We start from the raw sequence: 18,922 nt of genomic DNA on the forward strand, positions 1-18,922 counted from the left end.
CTAACGGCCCAAACCGCACGAAGGTTACGCCAGAGATTTCCCCGGCCAGTCCATCAACTTGGCGCCGAGAACCGCCGCTTCCAGCGTGAACCGCTGCGTCGGGTCGGTCGCCGAATATCCGGACAGACGTTCAACCCTTTCCAACCGATATGTCACCGCCCGCGCGCTGACCAAAAGTCGCCGGGCCGTCGCGGTCACGTTTCCATGCGTTTCGAAGAAAACCGTCAGCGTCTCCAGCAATGGCTCCGGCCCGCCCCGCGCGTCGAGGAGCGGACCCAGCACCGTCGTCACCAGATCGGCCATCGCCGCCCGGTCCCGCAGCAGCACCGAGAACACCAGCAGGTCCGCCGCATGGAGTACGGGCTGCCGGAGCTCCAGCCGGTCGCCGAGCTCCAGCGCGTTGACCGCCTCCTCGTACGAACGCACGATCCCGTCCGGCCCCGGATGCGGGCGCCCGACCCCGATCTGCCAGCCGCTGTCGGTGCCGAGCGCGAGGACGAGCTGGTGGGCGAACTCCCCCGGCACACCCCGCAGCCCGCCGGGTGCCACGCAGACGACCAGCTCGGCCTTGGTCGCCACCAGGACGTTCGGCCCGCCGAACCGGCCTGCCAGCGCCTGGTCGATCCGCCGGGCGAGCGCCGTCTGGTCGGTGTCGTCCGGGCAGCGCGCGACGATCACCTGGTGCGCGCTGGCCAGGTGCAGGCCGTACCGCTGCGCGCGTTCGGCCAGCCGCCCGAGATCGCCGCGGCCGAACAGCAGGTCGTCGACGAACGCCCGGAGATCGGCCTCCGACCGGCGTACGGCATGCCGGCCGGCCTCTTCGTAGCCGTCGGCCAGCGCCGCGACACTCCGCCGGACGGCGAGCCACACCGCCTGTCCGCCGCGTCGCACGTCGCTCGCCGTGGTCGCGCTCGCGACTCCGGGCAGCGTGGGCCAGGCGGCCTCGACGGCTCGCAGGTACGCATCGACCAGCGCGGGGAGCGCGACGCCCGCCTCGGCCGCGCTGCCGCCCACCTGGCGGCACACGTCCAGGTCGTCGTGATCCGGCAGCCGGCCGGACGACGACGCCCGCGCGACCAGCTCGGTCAGCTTCTCGAACCGGCCCAGCTGGCCGGACTGGCCAGTGCGGTCAGTCCGGCCGGGCTGGTCCGGAGGGCTGTCGGACATCGGTCCCGAACCTAGACGGCCACGTCGCGGCGTTCGAACGCGACGGCCGCGATCGCGACGAAGAGCACGCTGACGCCCGCGAGCACGAGCAGCCCCACGGCATCGAAGCCTTCGCGCAACGGGTCGCCGCCCAGGTAGTAGTAGAACGGCGAGAGCCAGCGCAGGTCGTGGATCAGATCGACCTGCACGCCGACCGCGCGCACCAGATAGCTCACCACCGCGAACCCGAGCGTGACCGCCAGCACCGCCGATCGCCGGCCCGCGATCGCGCCGGTGGCGACGGCGATCGCGCCGAAGCACAGGCCCAGCAGGGTCAGGCCGGCGGTCGCCGCCGTGATGTTGGCGAGCGGGACCTCCAGGTCCACCGCGACGTTGAGCAGCGCGACCGTCAGCCACACCACGACGCCGATCACGAGCACCTCGACCGTCAGCGCGGCGAAGCGTTGCAGCACGTACGGACGGCGGCCGATCGGGTTGGCGAGGTAGATGTCGAGCGTGCCCGCGTTCTCCGGGCCCGCGATGGCCCGGTTGCCGAAGACCGCGGCGGCCGCGATCAGCAGGATCGGGCCGTACAGGTTGTAGACCGTCGCCTCGAGATAGCCGGCACCGCCGAGGAAGCTGTTCCAGCCCATCGCGGCGGCCACGCCCTCCGGCATGCTCGAAAGGAAGTCGCCCATGAACCGCTGCATGTCGGGCGTGTTCAGCGACGGATAGAACGCGAGGTACATCGCGACCACGGCGGCCAGCCCGAGCGACCAGCCGATCAGTGCCCGCCGGTCGTCACGAAGCGTCTTGAGCGTCAGCGTGGGCATCGTCCACCGTCTCCCGCGAGTCGTAGTAGTAGCTGAGGAACGTCTCCTCGAGGTCTGGCTCGGCGCTGATCAGGTCGACGACGGTGAACTTCGCCGCCGCCTTGACCAGCGGGTCCAGCCGGCCGTCGACCGTGCACCGCAGGATCGGGCCGTCGATCCGCAGGTCCCTGACACCGGACAGCTCCTCGAACGCATCGGCCGGCACCGGCGCGTCGAAGTGGATCTGCACCTGCCGAACCGCGCGCTTGCCGAGCGACTCGACGCGTTCGAGCGCGATCAGCCGCCCCTCCCGCACGATGCCCACCCGGTCGGCGCTCTCCTGCACCTCGGCGAGTACGTGCGAGGACATGAAGACGGTCTGCCCGGCGTCCCGGCTCTCGCGGACGAGCTGGAGGAACTCCTGCTGCATCAGGGGATCGAGCCCGCTGGTCGGCTCGTCCAGGATGAGCAGCTCCGGCTCGTGCATGAACGCCTGCACCAGGCCGACCTTCTGCTTGTTGCCCTTCGACAGGCCGCGGATTACCCGGGACGTGTCGAGCGCCAGCCGCTCGGCGAGCTCGTCGATCCGCTTCTTGGCGACGCCGCCCCTGGAGTCGCCGAGGAAGCGCAGGAACGTGTCGACCCGTTCGCGGCCGTCGAAGGCGAGCTCGCCCGGCAGGTAGCCGATCCGGCGCCTGTTCGCCACACCTGCGCGGCTTCGCGGCTCCGTGCCGAGCACCCGCAGCGTGCCGCTGCTCGGGCGGATCAGGTCGAGCAGGAGGCGGATCGTCGTCGTCTTGCCGGCGCCGTTCGGCCCGAGGTAGCCGAACACCTCGCCGGCGTGGACGGTCAGATCGAGCTGCTCGAGCCCGCGTTGCCTGCCGTAGTACTTGGTGAGACCAGTCGTCTCGACCACGACGTCGGTTGCCATGCCGAGAGTCTTTCCGGCACCGGGTCGCCCACACAAGGGCAGGAGTCGGAGACCTGGCGGCCGGTCGCTTGCCGACAGTCGGAACCACGCGTGTCTGGCCGCGCTTGCCTGGGGGCGACCCGGGACCGGGAGAATGGGACGCATGACGCTGGCGTACGAACGAACCGGGTCCGGCCGGCCGCTGGTGCTGCTGCACGGCATCGGTCACAGTCGTATCGCGTGGCGGGCGGTCGCCCCGCGGCTCGCCGTCGAGCGTGAGATCTTCGCCGTCGACCTGCCGGGGCACGGCGAGTCGCCGCTGCCCGCAGGGCGCCTGGCCATACCCGAGCTGACCGACCACGTTTCGCAGTTCACCGCCTCGCTCGGGCTGGAGGACCGCCCGGACGTGGTGGGCAACTCGCTCGGCGGCGCGATCGCGCTGGAGCTGCTTCGCCGCGATGTCGTCAAGACCGCTGTGGCGTTGTCACCGGCCGGTTTCTGGTCGGCCTGGGAGATCCGTTACGCCTCCGCCGTGCTGCGGTCGACGCAGTCACTGAACCGGCTACCGGATCCCGTTGTGGACAAGCTGATCCGGGTCGAGCCGATCCGGGCGGCGCTCACCGCGTTCTACTTCGCGCGGCCGCGCAACCTGACCATCGAAGACCTGACGGCCGGCCTGCACGGCTTCACCAAACCCGGGCTCGGCGCCATCCTGCCGCACAGCAAGAGGTATCGCTTCGCCCCGGACGGCATCGACAGCGAACGCGCGACGATCGGATGGGGTGACCAGGACCGGTTGCTGCTGCCCCGGCAGGCCAACCGGGCAAGGGCGTTGCTGCCCCTCGCCCGGCACGTGACGCTGCCCGGCTGCGGTCACGTGCCGATGAGCGACGACCCCGACCGCGTGGCCGACCTCATCCTCGACGGCACCGCCTAACGTGACAGGAGCGCGTCGACCGTGCGGTTCTGCAGCGGGTTGGCGACCGCGCCGGCCAGCAGCGGGTCGCCGGTCTCCCGCATCCACGCGCCGAGCCGGGCCAGCAGCTCCTTCTCCACGGTGGCGTACTCCGGATCGCCCGCCAGGTCGTTGAGCTCGTCGGGGTCTGCGGCCAGGTCGTACAGCTCGTACGGCGGGTGGTACTCCCGCGGATCCTGCTTGGGTGTCGAGCGGCGCTTCCACGACTGGCTGGAGTCCATGTACGCGGGCGCCGAGCTGAAGTTGGCGATCAGCTTGTGGTCCTTCGTACGAACGCAGCGGCGCGGGTCGTAGTAGTCGTGGTAGGTGATCTCGCCGAAGATCTCGTCGCGCGGCTCGTAGCCGGAACCGTCCAGCAGGCCGAGGAAGCTCCGGCCCTGGATGCGGTCGCTCACCGGGAGCCCGAGGGCCTCGAGCAGCGTGGGAACCACGTCCAGGTTGGAGATCAGCTCGTCGCGTACGACGCCGCCGGTCCAGCCGCGGCCGGGCCAGCGGGCGATCATCGCGACTTCGAGGCCGGGGTCGTAGAGCGTGCACTTCGCGCGCGGCAAGGCGATTCCGTGGTCGGTGGTGAACAGCACGAGCGTGTCGTCCTCGAGCCCGTACGCACGCAGTGCGTCCAGCACGCGGCCGGCTGCCTCGTCCATGAACCGGACGGCGCCCTGCAGCTCGCCGGCCTCGGTGCGTGCTCCGGCATCGTCAACCAGGTAAGGCGGAACGGTCACGCCCAGCTCGGTGTCGGGCTCGAGGTGGTTGCCGAGGAAGCCCATCACACCGTCGGGGTCGCGCTTGCCGCCCAGCCGATGCGGCTCGATGAACCCGACCTGCAGGTAGAACGGTTTCTCGTTGCGGGCCAGGCGTTCCAGCCGCTCCACCGCCCGGTCGGCCACGACGTCGGCGAAGCCGCCGGTGACAACCTCGTCGAAGCCGAGACGCTGCGCGAGCTCGTCGTCCGGCCGTACACGCGACTCGTGGTGCACACCGACCAGGGCCGTGTCGTAGCCCGCGTCCCGCAACTCCGTCGCCAGGTGGCGTTCCCCCGCGTGCAGATCCCAGGCGAAGTGGGAGTGCGTCAGCCCCATCACGCCGTTGTTGTGCGGCCAGCGACCGGTGTACAGCGACGACCTGGACGGGCTGCACTGCGGCGCGGTCGCGTACGCCTGCGCGAGCCGCACGCCGTCGGCGGCGAACGCGTCGAGGTTGGGCGTGCGTACGGTCGGGATGCCGTAACAGGCGAGGAAACGCCCGACGTCATGGCAGTGCATCAGCAGGATGTTCGGTGTCCGCCGTCGATCGCTTGTCATGCCATCCATCCTGCCCGCGACACCCGGCCGGCAACGCTCAGGCCGCCTGGCCGGGACCGGCGAGCTCGACAGCATCGGCAAAGCGGACTCACAGCCAGCTCACAAGCCGGCTGCTTACCGTGTGCACATGGAACACGATCACGAAGGCCAGCGAGTGAGCCGGCGGACACTGTTCGCGGGCATCAGCTCGATCGGACTGGGCGGCCTGCTGGCGGCGTGCGGCGGGTCGGACGTACAGACGTCCACCGGCGAGACGGTGAGCCCGTCGACGACCAGCACGCCGAGCACGTCGAGTACGGAACTGGCGGACCTGTTCGCCGATGCCTCGACCTGCACGCTGACGGAGGAGACGACCCAGGGGCCGTACTACTTCGACGCCGACAAGGTACGTTCCGACATCCGCGAGGACCGTGAGGGCACACGGCTGGACCTCGCGATCAAGGTGCAGGACAGCGAGACCTGCAAGGCGCTGGCCAACGCCGTCGTCGAGATCTGGCACTGCGACGCCGCCGGGCTGTACTCCGGCGCGGAGGCGATGTCGAGCGGGTCCGGCGGACCGGGACAAGGCGGCGGTCAGTCAGGCGGCGACCTCGAGCCGCAGGACGACAAGCGCTACTTGCGAGGCGCACAGGTCACCAACGCCGATGGCATCGTGCGTTTCACCACGATCTGGCCCGGCTGGTATCGCGGGCGTACCGTCCACATCCACGCGATGGTGCACTTCAGCCGCGAGCGGGTGCTGACCACCCAGCTGATGTTCGACGAGAAGCTGAACAGCAAGGTGTTCGCGGCCGAGCCCTATTCCGGGCACACCGGCCGCGACACCTTCAACGACGGCGACTCCATCTACGACGACAGCATGCTGATGAAGATCGTCGACCAGGACGAGGGATACCTCGGCGTCATCGTCTTCTCCGCCGACTCCGACCAGGACAAGACCTGACCGCCGCTACCGGCAGATGCCGTCGCACGGGTAGGCGTAGTAGTCACCGCATCCCCAGCTCGACTCGTCACAGCAGTTCCACGAGCAGTCCGTGCAGTTGAAGTCCGGCGCGCACCAGTCGCTCTGCTCGCTGCACTCACAGTCGGCGACCTGCGGGCGCACCCCGCCCGCCACGCCCGACCGGTCGGCCGGGCCGAGGGTCGCGAGGATGCGACGGGCCTCGTCCTTGCCGAACGCGTCGATCGCGGCCTGTCGTACGTCCCGGGCCTGCGCGAGCGCCTCGGACCGGTCGCCGGGCTCGAACATCGACACCCTGCCAGCGACCGCCCTCGCGCGGTCGAGGACGCCCGCCTGCTTCGCCGACAACCCCGGATAGTCGGCACCGTAGCGCCGCAGGTGCTCCACCCACAGCCGGCTGCGTACGTCGGCGGGCAGCGCCTCGAAGATCGCCCGGCGGTACGCGACCGGATGCGCGACCACGTCGTCGTAGCGGTGCGGCAGCCGGTCCGCGTTCGCGCGGACCCAGCCGCGTGCCGTCGTCAGCTCGTCGGCGAACGCCGTGCCGTTGCCGGCGAGCACGAGGCCTGCGGCCATCCCGATGCCCGCACCCAGCCGGAGGAATCCCTTCCGGCCCAGCGTGCCGGCCGCACGGCCGGACTCGGCGGCTGTCGTCCGGCGGAGGTCGCTCAGCGCACGCAGCAGGCGTACGGTCGCGGCCGGGCCGAGCCGCCGGACCAGCCGGGCACCCATCGCGAGGCCGGTCCACGCCCGGGCGCGCCCGCCCCCGCGTACCCGGATCAGGGTCGGCGCCCAGGCCGCATCCGGGCCGAGCGCCTGCGCGCGCCAGCGCTTCACGTCGTCGTCGGCGAGCGGGTGCACCTCCAGCCGATGCTGGCTGGCCCGCTCGACCGCCCGGGAGACCGCCTGGCAACGCGCACACGACGCGTCGAAGGCGAGCACCCAGCGTTCAGTCTTCCATGTCGTCATCTCGTCGAACCCCCTTGTGAGTTGCCGACAGCTTGGCGAACCGGACTTTCAGTTCGCTTGCGGCGCGCTATACCCGAATCGGGGGTGTTACAGGCCCACGGCGTCCAGCAGGACGCTGAGCTCCTTCGACGTCAGGTCGCGAGTGGCACCCGGGCGGAGGTCGCCGAGCCTGACCGGGCCGATCTGGGTACGGACCAGCCGGCGGACGGGATGACCGACCTCGGCGAGCAGGCGCCGGACGATGTGCTTGCGGCCCTCGTGGATGACGACCTCGACCATCGCCTTGCCGCCGGTCTGCGACACGATCCGGAAGCCGTCGACCGTCACCGGGCCGTCGTCCAGCTCGACGCCCTCGCGCAGGCGTCGGCCGAGGGACTTCGCGACCGGGCCGGGTACCTCGGCGATGTAGGTCTTCTGGATGCCGTACGACGGATGGGTCATGCGGTGGGCGAACTCACCGTCGTTGACCAGCAGGATCAGGCCCTCGGTGTCGGTGTCGAGCCGGCCGACGTGGTAGAGCCGCTCCTCGCGGTCGGCGACGAACTCCTCCAGTGTGCGCCTGCCCTCGGGGTCGCTCATCGTGCTGACGACACCGCGCGGCTTGTTCAGCGCGAGGTAGACCTTGCTGACGTCGGTCACGACCCGCTCGCCGTCGACGCGGATGATGTCACTGGTGGGGTCGACCCGGGCGCCGAGCACGTCGACGACCTGGCCGTTGACCTCGACCCTGCCGTCGGCGATCAGGATCTCCGCGGCCCGGCGGCTGCCCAGACCGGCCTGCGCGAGGACCTTCTGCAGGCGGATGCCTTCGTCGTTCACCGGTCGTCCGGCTCCTGCCCGGCCGGCACGCCGGCTGCGTCGTCGGCGTCGTCGGCGTCATCGGCATCGTCTGCGTCGTCGGCGGCGGGCGACGGGAGGGCGGACTCGGCGTGGATCGCGTCCTCGATCTCGTCCATCTCCGGGAGGTAGGGCGCGAGATCCGGCAACTCGTCGAGCGAGTTGAGGCCGAGGCGTTCGAGGAAGTAGGAGGTCGTGCGGTAGAGCGTCGCACCGCTCTCACCCTCGAGCCCGGCCTCCTCGATCAGCCCGCGCGCGATCAGCGTGCGCATCACGCCGTCGCAGTTGACTCCGCGGATCGCCGACACCCGCGAACGGCTGACCGGCTGCCGGTACGCGACCACGGCCAGCGTCTCCAGCGACGCCTGCGTCAGCTTGGCCTGCTGCCCGTCGAGCACGAACCTCTCGACGACCTCGGCGTACTCCTCACGGGTGTAGAGCCGCCAGCCACCGGCGACCTCGCGCAGGTCGAACCCGCGCTGCTCGGCGTCGTAGGCCATCGCCAAGCCGCGCAACGCCTCGGTGACCGCATGCTCCGGCCGGTCGAGGACGGTGGCGAGGGTGATCGCGGTCAGCGGCTCGTCGACGACCAGCAGGATCGCTTCGATGGCACCCGGATCGACCGCGAGCTCGATCAGCGCCTCGGGCTCACCGGCCGGTAGGTCGACGTCCTCGGCTTCGGCGGCTGCTGTGGACGGCTCCGGCTCGGCGGCTTCCGCTTCTGGCTCGGCAGGCTCTTCCGGCTCGACCTCGGGCGCGGGCATCGGCTCGGCCGTGAGCTCGGCCTCCGGCTCGGCTGCCGGCCTGGACGCGAGCTCGGCTTCGGTCTCGGGCTCGTCGCCCGGCGGCCGCTCGTCGCCGCTCATCTCCTGGATCAGGTCGGCGACGATCGAGCTCGCCGAACGCGCCTCAGCCTGCTCCTCGCTCGGCTGGTTGTCGTCCGGCTGGGTGCCGTCAGTCTGCGGTTCCGTCGTCGTCACCGTCTTCGTTTCCGTGTTCGGCTCTGGGTTCGCTGCTGGGTTCGTCTCCGGGTTCGGCGTCTCCGGGTTCGGCGCCGAAGTCGTCTGTGGGCTCGTCGTCCCCGTCACCGTCTACCACCAATCGCAAGGGGCCGTCGCCCTCGTCGAACTCGTCGCCGACGGCGACTTCTCCGTCGTCCGAGCCAGACCATCTGATCGTCAGCTCTGCCAGCGGCGCCGGCTGCTCGAACGCCACCGCGCCCTCCCGGAACAGCTCCAGCAGCGCCAGGAACCGCGCGATCGTCGTCACGAGGTTGGGCGAGTCGGCCGTCAGCGCCCGGAACGTCGTCGACCGCTGCCGCCGCAGGCGCTCGACCAGCACCGCGGCCTGCTCGCGTACCGACGCCCGCGGCTGGTGGATGTGCGCCAGCGAGAGCACGGGCACCGGCTTGGGCTTCAGCGCCTGCGCCGCCAGCTTGGCGAACTCCTCGACACCCAGCCCGATCAGCACCTCCGGCAGCGCGCCGGAGAAGCGCTCCTCCAGCCCGACCGCCCGCGGGAACCGCCGCGCCTCGCGGGCGAGCTGCTCCCCCAGCAACCCGGCGATCTGCTTGTAGGCGCGGTACTGCAGCAGCCGCGCGAACAGCAGGTCGCGCGCCTCCAGCAGCGCGAGGTCCTCCTCGTCCTCGACCTCGCCCTGGGGCAGCAACCTGGCCGCCTTCAGGTCGAGCAGGGTGGCCGCGACCACCAGGAACTCCGTGGTCTGGTCCAGCTCCCACTCCGTGCCGAACGCGCGGATGTAGTCGATGAACTCGTCGGTCACGACCGACAACGCGACCTCGGTGACGTCGAGCTTGTGCTTGGCGATCAGGCCGAGCAGGAGGTCGAACGGGCCCTCGAAGTTGGTGAGCCGCACAGTGAAGCCGCTGCTGCCACCGTCTTCACCGCCAGCCACCGCCGCCTCCCCGGCGTCGTCACCAAGCGTTGCCGCGTTGTCGAGTAGCTCCGTCACTGCCGGGAGATCAGCTCTCTGGCCAGCTGGCGGTAGGCGTTGGCCGCCACACTGCCCGGGGCGTAGGTGGTGATCGGCTCACCGAGCTTGTTGGTCTCGGGGAACCGCACGGTCCGGGTGATCAGCGTGTGGAACACGATCTCGCCGAACTGCTCGACGACCTCGGTGAGGATCTCCCGCGCGTGCAGCGTCCGCATGTCGAACATCGTCGCGAGAATGCCGTCGATCTTGAGCTTGGGGTTGATGCGGTCCTGCACCTTGTTGATCGTCTCGTCGACCAGGAAGCCGAGACCGCGGCGGGCGAAGTATTCGCACTCCAGCGGAATGATCACGCCGTCGGACGCGGTGAGCGCGTTGACCGTGAGCAGGCCGAGCGAGGGCTGGCAGTCGATCAGGATGTAGTCGTATTCAGGGATGGCCGGCTCGATCGCGCGGGACAGCGTCATCTCGCGGGCGACCTCGGTGACCAGCTGGATCTCGGCGCCGGACAGCGTGATGTCGCTGGGCAGCAGGTCGAGGCCGTCGACGCTGGTCTTGAGGCGGATGTCCTCGGGCAGCGTGCCGCGCTCGATCACCAGCTCGTACGTCGAGCCTTCGAGCGCCGTCGGGTCGAAGCCGAGACCGATCGTCAGCGAAGCTTGGGGGTCGAAGTCGACCAGCAGGACCTTGAAGCCCAGCTCGGCCAGCGACGCACCCAGGTTGATCGCGGTCGTGGTCTTGCCGACGCCGCCCTTCTGGTTGCAGATCGAGACCACGCGGGCCGGTCCGTGGCTGGTGGGACGGGGTGGCTTGGGGAACTTCACCCGTGGACGGGGATCGACTTCCTCACTGTCTTCCAGCTCGAGTTCGTCGCTCACGGTTTCGCTCCCTCCTAAAAGTGCGATCGCCTGAGTGTGCGGTTGGCTGACTCTATCGGGGTCGGCCGGTCAGCCCCGGGCCCGTGGGTGCGCCGCCGCGTAGACCTCACGCAGCTTGTCGACCGTGACGAGCGTATAGACCTGGGTCGTCGTGACCGATGCGTGTCCAAGCAATTCTTGTACGACTCGGACGTCTGCGCCGCCGTCCAGAAGGTGTGTCGCGAAGGAATGTCGCAAGGTGTGCGGTGAGACCTCCGCGGTGATCTTGGCGGTTTGGGCGGCATTGCGTAGAACTGTCCAGGCACTCTGCCGCGACAGCCGGCCGCCGCGTACGTTCAGGAACAGCGCGGGCGTGCCCTTGCCGTTGCGGGCGAGGGCCGGGCGGGCGCGGACCTGGTAGGCCGAGACGGCCTGCCTGGCGTACGAGCCGACGGGGACGAGTCGCTGCTTCCCGCCCTTGCCACTGAGCAGCACCGCACCGGACTCCAGGTCGAGGTCGTCGACGTCGAGGCCGACCGCCTCGGAGATCCGGGCGCCGGTGCCGTAGAGCAGCTCGAGCAGGGCCCGGTCACGCAACGCACGCGGTGTGTCCCCTCCGGCGGCGTTGAGGATCCGCTCGACCTCGGCGAACGGCAGCGCCTTCGGCAGCCTGCGGGGTGGCGAAGGCGGCTTCACGTCGCAGGCGGGATCGGCGGACGTGAGCCCTTCCTTGTGCGCGAACTTGTGGAAGCCCCTGACCGCGACGACCGTGCGGGCGGCCGAGCTGGCGCTGAGCGGCGGATGGTCGGCGTCGCCCTCGCGCAGCCGGATCAGGAAGTCGGAGATGTCGGTGCCCGCGACCCGCCCGATCTCCAGCACATCCCTGCTGGCCAGGAACTCGGCGTATCGCCGCAGGTCACGGCGGTAGGACGCCAACGTGTTCGCGGCCAGCCCACGCTCGACGCCGAGGTGGTCGAGGTAGGCGCTGGTGGCCCGGTCCAGGCTCATGATCGGCCCATTCTAGAGAGCGCTGCGATCGCACGGCGTAGTTCTGTCGGTGCTCGCCGCTACGGTCTTCACATGACCGAACTCCAGCTCTCGCCCCGCCTTCGTCCACTGCCGTCGAGCGCCTCCCGCGGCCTCGCGGGCCACGCGGGCTCCAGTTCCGGTGCTGCCCGCCGCGCGGGTGCGCGGCGGGCGATGCTCACGCCGCCAGCAGCTGGGGGATCTCCAGGTGGTCCAGGCCGTGCGCCTCCGCGACGGGCCGGCTCAGCAGGTGGCCCTCGTGGCTCGACAGGCCCTTGGCCAGCGCGTCGTCCGCGCGGCAGGCTTCGCGCCAGCCGCGACCCGCCAGCTCCACGACGTACGGCAGCGTGACGTTGGTCAGCGCGTACGTCGAGGTGTGCGGCACCGCACCCGGCATGTTCGCCACGCAGTAAAACAGCGAGTCGTGCACGCCGTAGGTCGGCTCGTCGTGGGTGGTCGGGCGGGAGTCTTCGAAGCAGCCGCCCTGGTCGATCGAGATGTCGACCAGCACGCTGCCCGGCTTCATCCGCGCGACCTGCTCGTTGGTCACCAGTCGTGGAGCCTTGGCGCCCGGCACGAGCACCGCGCCGATCACCAGGTCGGCGTCGAGGATCGCGCGCTCGACCTCGTACGCGTTCGACGCGACCGTCTGCACGTGCCCGCGATACAGCCGGTCGGCCTGTCGCAGCTTCTCGATGTTCTTGTCGAGCAGCAGCACCTCGGCCTGCATGCCCAGCGCGATCGCCGCCGCGTTCAGTCCGGAGACTCCGGACCCGATCACGACGACCTTGGCCGCGTACACGCCCGACACGCCGCCCATCAGCACGCCGCGCCCGCCGCCCTGTCGCATCAGGTTGTACGCCCCGACCTGCGGTGCGAGCCGCCCGGCCACCTCGCTCATCGGCGCGAGCAGCGGTAACGACCCGTCGGGCAGCTGCACGGTCTCGTACGCGATCCCCGTGATCCCGCTGTCGAGCAGCGCCTGGGTGCAGTCGCGGTTGGCGGCCAGGTGCAGGTACGTAAACAGCACCTGGTCCTTGCGCATCCGGTCGTACTCCACCGGCATCGGTTCCTTGACCTTCAGGATGAGCTCGCCCTGTGCCCAGACGTCCTCAGGGGTGTCGAGGATCTGGGCACCCGCGGTCTCGAACTCGGCGTCCGGGATCGAGGATCCCTCGCCGGCCGACCGCTCGATCACGACCTCGTGGCCGAGCCGGGTGAGCTCGTGCACGCCTGCCGGGGTGATGGCGACGCGATATTCGTGGTTCTTGACTTCCTTCGGAACACCGATTTTCACGGCAGATGCCCTTTCGAGAGCAGTTATTTTCCGAAATCGACCTCGGATCCAGCAAATATTCCCACATTGGACCTGGGGATGCGCAGCGAGTACGCACTTGAACGGAGGTGAGAGCCTGAACCCGTGGAGACCAAACCCAAGATCGAGCCGGAGCTCTGGGACGCCCAGCCGGGCTGGCTGAACACCGCGTCGTACGGCCTGCCGCCTCGCGCCGCCTTCCAGGAGATGCAGAACGCCCTCGACGAGTGGCGCCACGGCCGAGTCAGCTGGGAGGGCTGGGACGAGTCGACCGGGCGCGCCCGGGCCGCGTTCGGCACGCTGCTCGGCGTACCCGCTGGCGACGTCGCGGTCGGCAGCACGGCCGCCGGCCTGATCGGCACGATCGCCGCCTCCCTGCCAGACAGCGCCAAGGTCGTCGTGCCCGAGATCGAGTTCACGTCGAACCTGTTTCCCTGGCTGGTCCAGAAGGATCGCGGCATCCAGATTGAGACCGTCCCACTCGACAAGCTGGTCGAGTCGGTCGACGCGCGGACGAGCCTGGTCGCGGTCAGCACTGTGCAGTCCTCGACCGGCGAGGTGGCGCCGTTCGACGAGCTGGTCGAGGCCACCCGCGCCGTCGGCGCGTTCCTCGTCGTCGACGCCAGCCAGGCCGCCGGGTGGCTGCCGCTCGACTGGCCGAAGGCCGACGCCGTGGTGGTCGCCGGCTACAAGTGGCTGATGTCGCCGCGGGGCACCGCCTACGCCTATCTCTCGCCGCGACTCCGCGCGACGCTGCGCCCGGTCAACGCGAGCTGGTACGCCGCCGAGGACGTCCACTCCGGCTACTACGGCCCGATGAACCTCGCCACCGACGCCCGCAGGTTCGACGTCTCACCGGCATGGTTCAGCTGGGTGGGCGCCGCACCGGCGGTCGAGCTGCTGGTCGAGATCGGCGTCGAGCGGGTCCACGAGCACAACGTCGCGCTGGCCAACCGGTTCCGCGCCGGCCTCGACCTACCGCCGGGCAACTCCGCGATCGTGTCGGCCGACGTTCCGGGCGCCGACGAGCGGCTGGCCGCCGCGGGCATCCGCGCCGCCGTCCGCGACGGCCGGCTGCGGGTCTCGTTCCACGCCTACTCCACCACCGTCGACGTCGATCGTGCGCTGGAGGCGCTGGCAGTCCCCTTCCGGGGACGACCCGGGACCCCGAAATAGCGATGACAACGTCGCCGGGCCCGTGCGATCGTGAAGGCATGCCCTCCACTTCGACTCCTGCCATCCCTGCCGATGTAGCCCTGGCCGTCCGCGACACCGACGACCTCGCCGTGCGAAAGGTGTTGGGGGCATTCGTCAAGGGCGGCCGGATCGTGAGCTTCCCCGCCAAGCAGTCCAAGCAGCTGATCCTGCTCGACCGCGTGGCCATGCTGTTCGAGCCGGGCCGCACCTACGAAGAGGTCGAGGTCAACCGCATCCTGCTCGCGGTCTACGACGACTACGTCACCTTGCGGCGCACGCTGGTCGACTTCGAGTTCCTCGACCGCGAGTTCGGCATCTACTGGCGCTGCGGCGGCACCTTCGACATCCAGAGCGACGTCTAGCCATACGCCCGCCGCATCAGTCCGGCCAGCAGGTCGCGGCCCCACGCCTCGAACGCCTGGTCGTTGTGCTCGCGCGCCCAGATGATCGTCGACATCGCGGTCAGGGCGTACCCGCCGATCAGTAACGCCAGGTCGTCGGCGGCGGGTACCCGGCCGTACCCGTCCCAGAAGGCCTCGCGCAGTGCCGGGTTGCCCTGCCAGTCACCGAAATAGAGCCGCCCGACGTCGTTGATCCAGATCTCCGGGCGGGCACGCTCGAAGTCGATGATGTAGACCGTCGAGTCGGCGACCAGCCAGTTGCGCGGGCTGTAGTCGAAGTGGCAGGGCACCCTCGGCGGCGCCGGCAGCCGCTCGAACCCGCGTACCTCCGAGCGAACGAAGTCGACCTCGCGCGGCTCGAGCAGGCCGTCGGAGCGGGCGGCCCAGCGTTCCAGCTCCGCCCGCTTCTCCGCCGCGAAGTCGGTCCACGGCGAGAGGAACTCCACGTCGTGGAAGCGCCGCAGCAGCGCGCCGGCCTGGTGGTGCAGGTCGGGAGGCAGGTTGGAGTAGGCCTCGCCCGGGACGGCCGACAGCACGAGTACCTGCAACTCCTCGTCGAACGCGCGCAGCCTGGGAGCACGCTCGCCGAGCGCCGGCACCCAGTCCTGGTAGGCCGCCAACTCGCGAACGTGATGCTCCTTGCGACGGTGGCGTTTGGCGTACCACGTCACCCCGTCCGCGTCGACGACCCTGAGAACGTCGGCCTCGCCGTGGTCCCACGACTGGTCCTGCTCGACCCGGACCGGCCCGAGCACATTCTCGAGGTAGTCCTCGAAATCCGCACGCACAAACGACGACCGTACCCGTAATCGGCGCCCGGCTCTCATGCATTACGCCCCTGGCGCAGAACTCCACCGCCGGCAGCCCCGGCCGCCGCCGCTGCCAGGACGGCACCAGTGGCGATCAGCAGGGCGGTCCGGGCACCGGCGAGCTCCGCGACCTGACCCGCGACCGCCGATCCGATCGCGGAGCCGGTGGCCACGGCCGTGCTCAGCCACGCGAACGCCTCGGTACGCAGCCCGGCCGGCGCCGCGTCGGACAGCAGGAGATAGCACGTCGCGGCCAGCGGCGTCACGACCAGCCCGGCCCCGAACAAACACGCAGCGACGGCCGGCAGCGGCAACACCACCATCGGCGCGTAACAGGCCGCGGCGACCAGCAGCATCCATACCAGCCTCGCGGGCGCCCGCCGCCCACCACCGGGCGCGATCAGCAGCCCACCCACCAACCCGCCGACCGGCCCGAACGCCAGCACGAAACCGGCAGCGCTCGGCACACCGCCCTCCCCCGCAACCGCGGCGACCGCCACGCTGTTCGCACCGAACGCGATGCTCTGCAGCAGCGTCACGAGCGTGAGTACCAGCACGGCCGGCACAGCCAGCGCTCCACCCCTCGGGGCGCGCTGCGCACCACCCGCGCCACCGCTGCGCTCCTCCCACGAGCTCGGATCCATCCCGCCAGCTGCGGGTCCAGTCTTCGGGGCGCGAGCCTCCGCCTGCGCCCGACGAACGCCATCATCTCCGCCGCCAGGGCGCACGCCCGACCGCGGATCCACCCCGCCAGCCGCCGGCCCACCCGCCGGGCCGCAATCCTCCGCTCGCGCACCATCGCCGCTACCCGGGCGCTCACCTGCCGGCCGCGAACCCACCCCGCCAGCCGCCGGCCCACCCGCCGGGCCGCAATCCTCCGCTCGCGCACCATCGCCGCTACCCGGGCGCTCACCTGCCGGCCGCGAACCCACCCCGCCAGCCGCCGGCCCACCTTCCGGGCCACGACCCTCCGCCTGCGGACCACCCTCGCCACCAGGCTGTTCGCCCGACGGCTGCGGATCCCCTCCGGGCGGAACCTGCCGGGTGAGCACCACGAATGCCAGCACGCCGGCGACCGTGCACAGCGCGGCGCCGCTCAGCGCCACGCGGGCCGAGGACCAGGCTGTCACGGCCGCCACGTAGGCGGGACCGGCGAAGAACAGCAGCTGCTGCACGCTGGACTCCAGGACGTACGCCGCCCTCAGGGCACCACCCTCCGGGACGAGGGCGGGCAGCAGCGACTTGACGCAGCCCGAGATCGGCGGCGCGCACGCACCGGCCACCGCAGCGCAGGCGAGGGTCCAGGCCTGGTTGGCGTCTGCCGGCACAGCGAGCGCGAGCAGCGCGACTGCGTAGCCGAGTACGCCGGGCAGCAACCCGAGGGTCCTGCCGTACCGATCGGCCAGCCGGCCCTTCGCCGGCGCGGTGGCGGCATCGGCCAGGGTGAGGACGCCCGCGGCCACGCCGGCCCAGGCGTACGAACCGGTCGACGCCGCGACGACGAAGACGACGGCAAGTGGTGCGGAAGCCCTGGCCAGCCGGCCGGCTCCCGTGGTCACGAACGTGGACAGGACGTGGGGTCGAGTGAGAACGCCACGCCATGTGCGCAGCGTGGCAACGACATCGGGCACCTGGGGCTCCCTGGACTGACGGCACGGCTAGACGTGCCGACGTCACTCGACCAGGCTTTTGTCCCTTCAGATGCCCTTGCGGGTTGCGGCGCTCGGACCAGTCCCCACCACGCGCGGCGCTGTGCGCTGTGCGCGTAAACCGGGCGGAACCCTAGCCGCATCCAGTCGACTCGTTCAGACTAACCGTTCATGACCTACCTGTCCGTACGCGGAGCCCGGCTGTGGGCCGACATCCGCGGCCCGCGGGACGCCCCCGCTCTGCTCTACCTGCACGGCGGTCCCGGCCAGGGCGCGTACGACTTCATGCACGCCCAGGGCGACCGGTTGTCGCAGCGGCTCCGGCTGATCGGCCTGGACCAACGCGGTGTCCTCCACTCCGACGCGCTGCCGCCCGGCGCCGAGCTGTCGGAGAACGACCTGGTCGACGACTTCGACGCCCTGCGCGACGAGCTCGGAGTCGAACGCTGGGCGATCCTCGGCCATTCGTACGGCGGCCGGCTCGCGCTGCGTTACGCCGCGGCCCACCCCGGCACCGTCGCCGCGGTCGTGTTCGAGAACCCGCCGCTGGACATGATGCTGAGCGCCCGGAACATGATGCAGCTCGCGCTCCCCCTGCTCGCCGACGCCGGGCTGACCGATGCCATCGCCGAGGCGGAGAAGCTGCTCGCCGACGACGCACCGCTGGCCGGCGACCGCTGGCAGATCCGGATGAACGTGCTGCACCAGCTCGGCAGCCGGCGGATGGAGCTGTACGTCAAGCAGCCGGAGATCCTCGCCCGGTTCGACGACTACCTGCCCTCGGTCACGCTCGACGACGACCTGCAGCAGCGCGCCGTCGCGTTCACGAAGGCGCTGCAGGCGACGGAGAGCTTCTCCGAGAGCCTGCTGCCGCTGCTGTCCCGCCTGACCCAGCCGGCGCTGCTGATCAAGGGCGTCACCGATCCCGTCACCAGCCCGGTCGAGATCGAGCGGTTCCACGCCGACGTTCGACTCGGCCAGGTGGAGCTGTTCGAGGAGTCCGGTCACTTCGCGCAGTTCGAGGAGCCCGAGCGCTATGCGCGAACGGTCGAGTCGTTCGTGCTGGGCGCACTCCGCAGCGATTGAGCGGGCCGGTCCGGGGTAATGCGACCGCATGGCAGCGGGTGCCGACGACCGGCGGTTGCGGCGGTTCGTGCGTTGGATGCCATACCTCACCGGATCGGCGGGCCTGACCGGGCTCGTCCTGTCCGTCTCGTGGCAGCGGGCCGTGCTGGTCGCGCTGTTCCCGTTCTCCTTGGTTGTCGTCGGGTACGGCGCGTGGGCTCTGCTCGACTCCGGCGGCGGCGCCAGCGTGCACGGTCTGGTTCGCACGCTGGGCGCCGTGCTCGCGTGGTTCTGGACCGCCGTCGGCGTGATCTGCCTGATCGCCTGCTCCGCGTGGACGGTGCCGGCCATGCTCGCGGCGGGCGCGGCCGTCGTGGTGGTCCGCGTCGTACGGAGCCGGCGCCGCAAGCACCGTCCCTGGCGGATCGCCGAGATGATGTCCTGGCCCGGCTCCGACCTCGCCCTCGCGCTGCACGAGGCCACCGAGGAGGACCTCTGCCTGCTCTGGCACCTGACCGGCGAGCGGCTGCGCGCCGCGCACCTGCTGTCGACTCTCGAGTGGATCGTTGAGATCCGCCAACTCACCCTTGACGAGCTCGCCGCCCGCGACCCGGACGGCTTCTCCCGCTGGATCAACGGCCAGCCCCTCACGACCGACCCGCGCACCTACATCGGGCACTGACACCGGGCACTGACACCGGGCACTGACGACCGCCGCTGGGTCCCGTTTCGTCCCGC

General features: G+C 70.5%; 19 protein-coding genes. 6 read left to right on the forward strand and 13 right to left on the reverse strand.

Annotation, left to right across the window (positions count from 1 at the left end):
* Positions 1-24: 24 nt before the first annotated feature.
* The 3 genes from ACYVF6_RS23800 to ACYVF6_RS23810 are packed head-to-tail and all read right to left on the reverse strand — an operon-like array spanning position 25 to position 2,889.
* Positions 25-1,167, reverse strand: coding sequence for a PucR family transcriptional regulator (locus ACYVF6_RS23800; RefSeq protein ID WP_460524707.1), 1,143 nt, complete (start codon positions 1,165-1,167; stop codon positions 25-27).
* 11 nt (positions 1,168-1,178) lie between these two features.
* Entirely contained in the window at positions 1,179-1,979 is an 801-nt protein-coding gene (locus tag ACYVF6_RS23805) for an ABC-2 transporter permease (protein ID WP_460524708.1), read from the reverse strand.
* Complete coding sequence (locus tag ACYVF6_RS23810; RefSeq protein ID WP_460524709.1) at positions 1,948-2,889, reverse strand: ABC transporter ATP-binding protein; 942 nt, start codon at positions 2,887-2,889, stop codon at positions 1,948-1,950. The genes ACYVF6_RS23805 and ACYVF6_RS23810 overlap by 32 nt, the downstream gene beginning before the upstream one ends.
* Before the next feature lie 142 nt (positions 2,890-3,031).
* On the opposite strand from ACYVF6_RS23810, the gene ACYVF6_RS23815 reads away from it, so the two are divergent.
* Positions 3,032-3,805 carry an alpha/beta fold hydrolase gene (locus ACYVF6_RS23815; RefSeq protein WP_460524710.1) on the forward strand — a complete coding sequence of 258 codons (774 nt, stop codon included), beginning with the start codon at positions 3,032-3,034 and terminating at the stop codon, positions 3,803-3,805.
* Here ACYVF6_RS23815 and ACYVF6_RS23820 read toward each other — a convergent pair.
* Positions 3,802-5,148, reverse strand: coding sequence for a sulfatase family protein (locus ACYVF6_RS23820; protein ID WP_460524711.1), 1,347 nt, complete (start codon positions 5,146-5,148; stop codon positions 3,802-3,804). The genes ACYVF6_RS23815 and ACYVF6_RS23820 overlap by 4 nt on opposite strands.
* Positions 5,149-5,275: 127 nt before the next feature.
* Between ACYVF6_RS23820 and ACYVF6_RS23825 the strand changes: the two genes are divergently transcribed.
* Positions 5,276-6,091 carry an intradiol ring-cleavage dioxygenase gene (locus ACYVF6_RS23825; RefSeq protein ID WP_460524712.1) on the forward strand — a complete coding sequence of 272 codons (816 nt, stop codon included), beginning with the start codon at positions 5,276-5,278 and terminating at the stop codon, positions 6,089-6,091.
* 6 nt (positions 6,092-6,097) lie between these two features.
* Here ACYVF6_RS23825 and ACYVF6_RS23830 read toward each other — a convergent pair whose 3' ends face one another.
* From ACYVF6_RS23830 to ald, 7 genes are all read right to left on the reverse strand, one after another.
* Positions 6,098-7,078 (reverse strand): bacteriocin fulvocin C-related protein, encoded by a 981-nt coding sequence (locus tag ACYVF6_RS23830; RefSeq protein ID WP_460524713.1) that lies wholly within the window; start codon positions 7,076-7,078, stop codon positions 6,098-6,100.
* 87 nt (positions 7,079-7,165) lie between these two features.
* Positions 7,166-7,897 carry a pseudouridine synthase gene (locus ACYVF6_RS23835; RefSeq protein WP_460524714.1) on the reverse strand — a complete coding sequence of 244 codons (732 nt, stop codon included), beginning with the start codon at positions 7,895-7,897 and terminating at the stop codon, positions 7,166-7,168.
* Entirely contained in the window at positions 7,894-8,895 is a 1,002-nt protein-coding gene (gene scpB, locus ACYVF6_RS23840; protein ID WP_460524715.1) for an SMC-Scp complex subunit ScpB, read from the reverse strand. The genes ACYVF6_RS23835 and scpB overlap by 4 nt, the downstream gene beginning before the upstream one ends.
* Entirely contained in the window at positions 8,870-9,829 is a 960-nt protein-coding gene (locus tag ACYVF6_RS23845; RefSeq protein WP_460524789.1) for a segregation and condensation protein A, read from the reverse strand. The genes scpB and ACYVF6_RS23845 overlap by 26 nt, the downstream gene beginning before the upstream one ends.
* A 53-nt stretch (positions 9,830-9,882) precedes the next feature.
* A complete protein-coding gene (locus tag ACYVF6_RS23850) occupies positions 9,883-10,743 on the reverse strand; it encodes a ParA family protein (RefSeq protein ID WP_460524716.1) in 861 nt (286 codons plus the stop codon).
* Between the two features lie 69 nt (positions 10,744-10,812).
* The gene (gene xerD / locus ACYVF6_RS23855) at positions 10,813-11,730 is read right to left on the reverse strand and encodes a site-specific tyrosine recombinase XerD (RefSeq protein WP_460524717.1); all 918 of its coding nucleotides are present in this window, start codon (positions 11,728-11,730) and stop codon (positions 10,813-10,815) included.
* A gap of 196 nt (positions 11,731-11,926) precedes the next feature.
* Positions 11,927-13,045 (reverse strand): alanine dehydrogenase, encoded by a 1,119-nt coding sequence (gene ald, locus ACYVF6_RS23860; protein ID WP_460524718.1) that lies wholly within the window; start codon positions 13,043-13,045, stop codon positions 11,927-11,929.
* A gap of 123 nt (positions 13,046-13,168) precedes the next feature.
* Here ald and ACYVF6_RS23865 point away from each other — a divergent pair, with 123 nt between their 5' ends.
* Together ACYVF6_RS23865 and ACYVF6_RS23870 are read left to right on the forward strand one after the other, a co-directional pair.
* Complete coding sequence (locus tag ACYVF6_RS23865; protein WP_460524719.1) at positions 13,169-14,239, forward strand: aminotransferase class V-fold PLP-dependent enzyme; 1,071 nt, start codon at positions 13,169-13,171, stop codon at positions 14,237-14,239.
* A gap of 38 nt (positions 14,240-14,277) precedes the next feature.
* Entirely contained in the window at positions 14,278-14,622 is a 345-nt protein-coding gene (locus ACYVF6_RS23870) for a DUF2087 domain-containing protein (protein ID WP_460524720.1), read from the forward strand.
* Here the strand turns inward: ACYVF6_RS23870 and ACYVF6_RS23875 are convergent.
* Both ACYVF6_RS23875 and ACYVF6_RS23880 read right to left on the reverse strand, forming a co-directional pair.
* Positions 14,619-15,449 carry a phosphotransferase enzyme family protein gene (locus tag ACYVF6_RS23875; protein ID WP_460524721.1) on the reverse strand — a complete coding sequence of 277 codons (831 nt, stop codon included), beginning with the start codon at positions 15,447-15,449 and terminating at the stop codon, positions 14,619-14,621. The genes ACYVF6_RS23870 and ACYVF6_RS23875 overlap by 4 nt on opposite strands.
* A gap of 35 nt (positions 15,450-15,484) precedes the next feature.
* Complete coding sequence (locus tag ACYVF6_RS23880) at positions 15,485-17,101, reverse strand: MFS transporter (RefSeq protein ID WP_460524722.1); 1,617 nt, start codon at positions 17,099-17,101, stop codon at positions 15,485-15,487.
* Positions 17,102-17,290: 189 nt separating this feature from the next.
* Between ACYVF6_RS23880 and ACYVF6_RS23885 the strand changes: the two genes are divergently transcribed.
* On the forward strand, positions 17,291-18,205 hold the full coding sequence (locus ACYVF6_RS23885; protein WP_460524723.1) for an alpha/beta fold hydrolase: 915 nt from the start codon (positions 17,291-17,293) through the stop codon (positions 18,203-18,205).
* A 28-nt stretch (positions 18,206-18,233) separates the two neighbouring features.
* Positions 18,234-18,866, forward strand: a complete 633-nt coding sequence (locus tag ACYVF6_RS23890; protein WP_460524724.1) for a hypothetical protein — start codon at positions 18,234-18,236, stop codon at positions 18,864-18,866.
* The last annotated feature ends 56 nt before the right edge of the window (positions 18,867-18,922 follow it).

Source organism: Flindersiella endophytica, from assembly GCF_054779015.1.